The sequence below is a fragment of the Allobosea sp. GW821-FHT03A12 genome (assembly GCF_058986765.1).
The window spans coordinates 575,348-581,769 of sequence record NZ_JBYSVZ010000006.1; the positions used below are offsets into that span (position 1 = coordinate 575,348).

Below are 6,422 nucleotides of genomic sequence, written 5' to 3' on the forward strand. Positions count from 1 at the left end.
GGAGCCGCGCAAGATGAACCGGCGCGCCGAACGCGAGGGTCCGGAGCGGACCTGCGTGGTGACGCGCCAGGGCCGGGCGCCGGAGGACCTGATCCGCTTCGTGGTCGGCCCCGGCGATGTGCTGGTGCCGGACATCAGGCGCAAATTGCCGGGACGCGGCGTCTGGGTTTCGCTCAGCACCGCCGCCGTCGGCGAAGCGGTGAAGCGACGCGCCTTCGAGCGCTCGCTGAAGACGAAGGTCACGGTGTCGCCGGAGCTGGCGGCCGAGGTCGATGCGCTGCTGGTCCGGGACGCGATCCAGGCGCTGGCGATGGCGAACAAGGCGGGGCTGGTCTCGACCGGCTTCGCCAAGGTCGAGGCCCAGGCGGAAGCAGGGCGCCCCGCCGCGGTGATCGCCGCGAGCGACGGTGCCGAGGACGGAAAACGCAAGATCGGCCAGGCGCTGCGGCGGGCGCCCGTGACGAAAGAGATACCGGTGGTAGCGATTTTCGCTGCGGCCGAACTGGAACTGGCGCTCGGGCGTGAGCATGTGATACATGCAGCGCTTGCTCCGGGTCCGGCGACTGAGGGTTTCCTCGCGCGCTGGCGTCGGCTCGTCCGTTTTCGGACGAACGATGCTGGCGAAACGGCGTTTATCGACCCGGTCGAATCCGATGCGCGAGATCAGACGAAGACCGAACCGGCAGGACCGAAAGCGGAATGAGTGACACCAAGACCCCCGGCGACAAGACCTTGAGCGTGACGCCTCCCAAGACGTTGTCGCTGAAGCGCCCTGTCGAACAGAGCACCGTTCGGCAGAGCTTCTCGCATGGGCGCTCGAAGCAGGTTGTCGTCGAGGTCAAGCGCCGCGTCGCCCACGAGCCCGCCGCGGCCCCCGTGGCGCCGCGCGCCCCGCAGCCGCCGCAAGCTCCGGCAGCCCCTCAGGCTCCGCGGCCACCCCAGCCCGCGCCGCAGGCCGCCCGGCCCGCCGGCGGGATGCTGCTGCGCACGCTCTCCGACGACGAGAAGGACGCACGCCAGCGCGCCCTGACCGACGCCCGCGCCGTCGAGGCCGAGGCCCGCGCCCGCGCCGAGGAGGAGGCCCGCCAGCGCGCCGCCCGCGAAGCCCGCGAGCGGGCCGAGCGCGAGGCCGCCCAGGCCCGCCAGCGCGAGGAAGAGGACCGCCGCCGCCAGGAGGATGAGCACAAGCGCCGGGCCGAGAGCGCCGCCCGCCAGCGCATGGGCGAGGAAGCCGCCCCGCCGCGGCCTGCGCCGCCGGCGCGCGATCCTGCGGCTCCCCCCGCCGCTGCCCCGACCCAGACCTACAGCCAGGCGCCGCGCCCTGCGCCGTCCGGCCCGCGCGAGCCGCGTGAATCCCGCGACTTCGGTGGCCCGCGCCCGCCAATGCGCGATGCCCGCGATGCCGGAGCTCGTCCGCCGGTGCGCGATGTCGGCGCCCGGCCGCCGCGGCTCGACTTCCGCCCGCCGCGCTCGGATGCGCCGCGCGGCCCCCGCCCCGATCCGAATGCGACCGCCGAGCCGCTCGTCGCCCGGCCCGCGCGCCAGGCGCCCTCTTCGGCAGGCGCACCGCGCAGCCGTCCCGATGACGGCGAGGCGCGTCCCGCTTTCCGCCGCCCCGGCGGCAGCCCCGGCGGCGCACCCCGCGGCGCCCCGGCTCCGGCACCGAAGACCCCGAAGGTCGGCGACAAGCCGCGCGGCCGCCTGACGCTGTCGACCGCCACCGGCGGAGACGACGAGCGGACCCGCTCGCTCGCCTCGTTCCGGCGCCGCGTGCAGCGCATGACCGGCCATCGCGCTTCCGATGTCGCGAAGGAGCGCGTGATGCGCGAGGTGATCATCCCCGAGACGATCACCATCCAGGAACTCGCCAACCGCATGACCGAGCGCGGCGTCGACGTCATCCGCCTGCTGATGAAGCAGGGCGCGATGCACAAGATCACCGACGTGATCGATGCCGACACCGCCCAGCTCGTCGCCGAGGAAATGGGCCATACCGTCAAGCGCGTCGCCGAATCCGACGTCGAGGAAGGCCTGTTCGACACGCCGGACACGGATGAGACCTTGGTCTCGCGCCCGCCTGTCGTGACGATCATGGGCCATGTCGACCACGGCAAGACCTCGCTGCTCGACGCGATCCGCAAGACCCATGTCGTCTCCGGCGAAGCCGGCGGCATCACCCAGCATATCGGCGCCTATCAGGTGACGACGCCGGCCGGTGCCAAGGTGACCTTCATCGACACGCCCGGCCACGCCGCCTTCACGGCGATGCGCGCCCGCGGCGCCAAGGTGACGGACATCGTCGTGCTGGTGGTGGCGGCCGATGACGGCGTGATGCCGCAGACGGTCGAGGCCATCAACCACGCCAAGGCGGCCAAGGTGCCGCTGATCGTGGCGATCAACAAGATCGACAAGTCCGACGCCAATCCGGACCGGGTCCGCTCCGAGCTGCTGCAATACGAGATCCAGGTCGAGTCGCTCGGCGGCGAGACGCTGGAAATCGAGGTCTCGGCCAAGACCGGCCAGGGTCTCGACACGCTGCTCGAGGCGATCGCGTTGCAGGCTGAGGTGCTCGACCTGAAGGCCAACCCGGACCGCGTCGCCGAAGGCACGGTGATCGAGGCCAAGCTCGACCGCGGCCGTGGCCCGGTCGCGACCGTCCTCGTCCAGCGCGGCACGTTGCGCACCGGCGACATCATCGTCGCCGGCGCCGAATGGGGCCGCGTCCGTGCGCTGATCTCCGACACCGGAGCCCAGATCAAGGAAGCGGCGCCGTCGCTGCCGGTCGAGGTGCTCGGCTTCAACGGCACGCCGGAAGCCGGCGACCGCGTCGCGGTCGTCGAGTCGGAAGCCCGTGCCCGCGAGATCACCGACTACCGCGAGCGCCAGAAGCGCGATCGTCTGGCTGCGCGCGGCGCCGGCTCGGGTGCCGGCCGCTCGCTCGCCGAGATGATGCGCGAGCTCAAGGAAGGCGCTGGCCGCAAGGAGTTCCCGCTCGTCGTCAAGGGCGACGTGCAGGGCTCGGTGGAAGCCATCGTCGGCTCGCTGGAGAAGGTCGGCAATGACGAGGTCCGCGCCCGCGTGCTCTCGTCCGGCGTCGGCGCGATCACCGAATCCGACGTCACTCTGGCCCAGGCTTCTGGCGCGGTGGTGATCGGCTTCAACGTCCGCGCCCACAAGGAAGCGCGCGAGGCGGCCGAACGGGCCGGCGTCGAGATCCGCTATTACAGCATCATCTACAACCTGATGGATGATGTGAAGGACGCGATGTCGGGCCTGCTGGCGCCGACCCTGCGCGAGACCATGCTCGGCAATGCGCAGATCCTCGAGATCTTCAACGTCTCGAAGGTCGGCAAGATCGCCGGCTGCCGCGTCACCGACGGCACGATCGAGCGCGGCGCCAATGTCCGCCTGATCCGCGACGGCGTCGTGGTTCACGAGGGCAAGCTCGCCCAGCTTAAGCGCTTCAAGGACGACGCCAAGGAAGTGGTCGCCGGCCAGGAGTGCGGCATGTCCTTCGAGAACTACCAGGACATGCGCGCTGGCGACGTGATCGAATGCTTCCGCGTCGAGGAGATCAAGCGCAGCCTCTGATCGGCTCGCTTGCTCCCGGAAACCTAGAGATGGCCGGGCTTTCGCCCGGCCATGACGTTTGAAACCGTCCGTCCGGTCCGATCCCGGAGAACGAGAACCATGGCGAAGAAACCCAATACACAGGGCTCAGGGCCCTCGCAGCGCCAATTGCGCGTCGGCGAACTGATCCGGCATGCGCTGGCCGAGATGCTGGCGCGCGGCGACATCCATGACGATGTCCTGGCCAAGCACGTCATCACCGTGCCGGAGGTCCGGCTCTCGCCCGATCTCAAGCTCGCGACCTGCTACATCATGCCCCTCGGCGGCCAGGACATAGCGCCGGTGCTGAAGGCGCTCGATGCCAACAAGCGCCATATCCGCGGCGAGATCGCCCATCGGGTGAACCTGAAATACGCGCCGGATCTCCGCTTCCGCCAGGATGAGAGCTTCGACGAGGCCGCCAGGATCGACGCCTTGCTCGATTCCGAGGCCGTCCGCCGCGACACCGACCGCAAGCCGCTGCGCATCGACCAAGACTTTGACCGGCAAGACAAGCACGATGACGACGACTGACGAGAGCCGCCCGGCAGAGGCGGATGGCGGCCGGCCGCCGCGGCCGAAGAAGCGCGACGTGCATGGCTGGGTCGTGCTCGACAAGCCGGTCGGCATGACCTCGACCCATGCGGTCAGCGTGGTGAAGCGCACCTATGCGGCGAAGAAGGCCGGCCATGCCGGCACGCTCGACCCGCTCGCCTCGGGCCTGCTGCCGATCGCGCTCGGCGAGGCGACCAAGACCGTCCCCTTCGTGATGGATGGCCGCAAGGCCTATGAGTTCACCGTCGCCTGGGGCTCGCAGACCGATACGGACGACACCGAAGGCAAGGTCGTCGCGACCTCCGAGCTCCGGCCGGACGAAACTGCGATCGCGGCCTTGCTGCCGCGCTTCACCGGCACGATCCAGCAGGTGCCGCCGAAGTTCTCGGCGATCAAGATCGCCGGCGAGCGCGCCTATGACCTCGCCCGCGACGGCGAGGAGGTGACGCTGCAGGCGCGCCCAGTCGAGATCACCGCGCTGCGCATCGTCCGCCATGACGGCCCGACCACGACCTTCGAGGCCGAATGCGGCAAGGGCACCTATGTCCGCGCCATCGCCAGGGATCTCGGCCTGGCGCTCGGCTGCCTCGGCCATGTCGCGCATCTCAGGCGCACCCGCGTCGGCCCGTTCGCGGTGGCGGATGCGGCGACGGTCGAGGCGCTGCGCGAAGGCGATGGCGCAACAGAGGCGCTGCTGCCAGTCTCGGCCGCGCTGCAGCTGATTCCGGAGATCGTGGTGCATCGCGACGCCGCGCTCCGGCTCAAGCGCGGCCAGAGCGTGCTCCTGCGCGGCCGCGACGCCCCGCTGGAGGCCGACGCGGTCTATGCCGTGAGCGGCGGCGTGCTGATTGCCACCGGCTCGATCGCGCAGGGCGAGTTCGTCCCGCACCGGGTCTTCAATCTGGGCTAGCCAGACGAGAGGGCCCATGGATGCGGTTCCATGGGCCGGTACCGCTGTGCCATTTCTGCCGCCTTGGGACCACAACCAAGAGCCGAACAAAGTACACGCCTCGTATTCAAGATTGCATTGCTAGATCACGAACAAAAAATCCGGCGCGATAACTGACCCGCAGGAACTGGCGACTGGCACAACTTCGCAGTTCAATTGCACCTTAACCATTGGTTATGCATTGCCAGCTAGCGTCTTGCCGGCTCGGGACATCTATCTTCGACCCGATCTGTCCGCCTTCGTGGCACGGAAGACAGCGATGCGGTCCATTTCGGCATTGAGCGACGCTCGCTCGAAGATGCTTGTCTTTACCGAGGCGATCTGAACCGCCTCCGCGCGCCCGATACAGCTGGAAATCGAAGTCTTACCTGGTGTCTGCGCTGCGTCGCGCGGAGGAAACAGTCATGTTCAGAAGCATCGCGTCACGTCTGCTGGCCTGTATCGTCGCGCTCGGGGTCAGCCTGCTGATCATCGCCGGGGCCGGCTGGTATGCTCTGCGCAGCACCACGCAGAAGGTCGACGCCATCATGGTCGACAATGTCGCGCCGATGGAGCAGCTGAAGCTCGTCAGCGACATGTACGCCGTCAATATCGTCGATACCGCCTGGAAGGCCCAGACCCAGCAGATCGGCTGGAGCGACGCACAGAAGAACGTCGAGACCGCGATCGCCACCATCGCCAGGAGCTGGCAGAGCTACAGCCAGAGCAGCATGACAGCCGACGAGAAGCGGATGGCCGCCGAAGCTGCGCGGATGATGACTTCCGCCGACGCTGCCGTCGGCAAGCTCGACGGAATCCTGCGCCGCCAGGACGATGCGGCGCTGAAGCAGTTCACCGCCAAGGAGATGTATGCCGCGATCGATCCGCTCACCGGCAAGATCAGTGACCTCGTCGCCCTGCAGCAGCGCGTGGCCCGCAATGAGGGCCAGGCCGTCCACGACGCCTCCGAGCAGTCGACGCTGGTGATGGGCCTGATCGCGCTCGTCGCATTCGGCGTCCTGCTGTTCGCGCTGAACGTGGTCGTCCGGGGCGTGACAAGGCCGCTGAAGGCGATGACCGAGGCGATGGGGCGCCTGGCCGGCGGCGACCTCGAAACGGCCGTCCCGGCGGCCCAGCGCAAGGACGAGGTCGGCGACATGGCCGAGGCCCTCAAGGTCTTCCAGGACAATCTCAAGGCCGTGCGCGAGCTGGAGCGCGAGCAGCAGGCGAATGCCGCCCGGCGCCTGGCCGCAGCCGACGCGATGTCTGTTGTGGTTACGGATGTTGGCGAGGTGGTTGCGGCGGCGGCTGCGGGGGATTTCTCGGCGCG

Annotated in this window: 5 protein-coding genes; all 5 read left to right on the forward strand. The window is 69.1% G+C overall.

The genetic code is table 11. From position 1 onward, the window contains the following. The first annotated feature begins 13 nt into the window (after positions 1-13). On the forward strand, positions 14-703 hold the full coding sequence (locus AC3WLC_RS25170) for an RNA-binding protein (RefSeq protein ID WP_493686637.1): 690 nt from the start codon (positions 14-16) through the stop codon (positions 701-703). Continuing rightward, positions 700-3,591 carry a translation initiation factor IF-2 gene (gene infB / locus AC3WLC_RS25175; protein ID WP_493686638.1) on the forward strand — a complete coding sequence of 964 codons (2,892 nt, stop codon included), beginning with the start codon at positions 700-702 and terminating at the stop codon, positions 3,589-3,591. Before AC3WLC_RS25170 ends, infB begins: the two co-directional genes overlap by 4 nt. 99 nt (positions 3,592-3,690) lie before the next feature. Continuing rightward, a complete protein-coding gene (gene rbfA / locus AC3WLC_RS25180) occupies positions 3,691-4,143 on the forward strand; it encodes a 30S ribosome-binding factor RbfA (protein WP_493686639.1) in 453 nt (150 codons plus the stop codon). Further along, positions 4,130-5,074 carry a tRNA pseudouridine(55) synthase TruB gene (gene truB / locus AC3WLC_RS25185; RefSeq protein ID WP_493686640.1) on the forward strand — a complete coding sequence of 315 codons (945 nt, stop codon included), beginning with the start codon at positions 4,130-4,132 and terminating at the stop codon, positions 5,072-5,074. Before rbfA ends, truB begins: the two co-directional genes overlap by 14 nt. Positions 5,075-5,517: 443 nt before the next feature. Continuing rightward, positions 5,518-6,422 (forward strand): HAMP domain-containing protein (locus AC3WLC_RS25190; RefSeq protein ID WP_493686641.1); only part of this gene is annotated, 905 nt, incomplete at its 3' end.

Bases quoted from the DNA above. Each gene is read 5' to 3' on its own strand.
- infB (WP_493686638.1), top strand. From the start codon at position 700: ATGAGTGACACCAAGACCCCCGGCGACAAGACCTTGAGCGTGACGCCT.
- truB (WP_493686640.1), top strand. From the start codon at position 4,130: ATGACGACGACTGACGAGAGCCGCCCGGCAGAGGCGGATGGCGGCCGG.
- AC3WLC_RS25170 (WP_493686637.1), top strand. From the start codon at position 14: ATGAACCGGCGCGCCGAACGCGAGGGTCCGGAGCGGACCTGCGTGGTG.
- rbfA (WP_493686639.1), top strand. From the start codon at position 3,691: ATGGCGAAGAAACCCAATACACAGGGCTCAGGGCCCTCGCAGCGCCAA.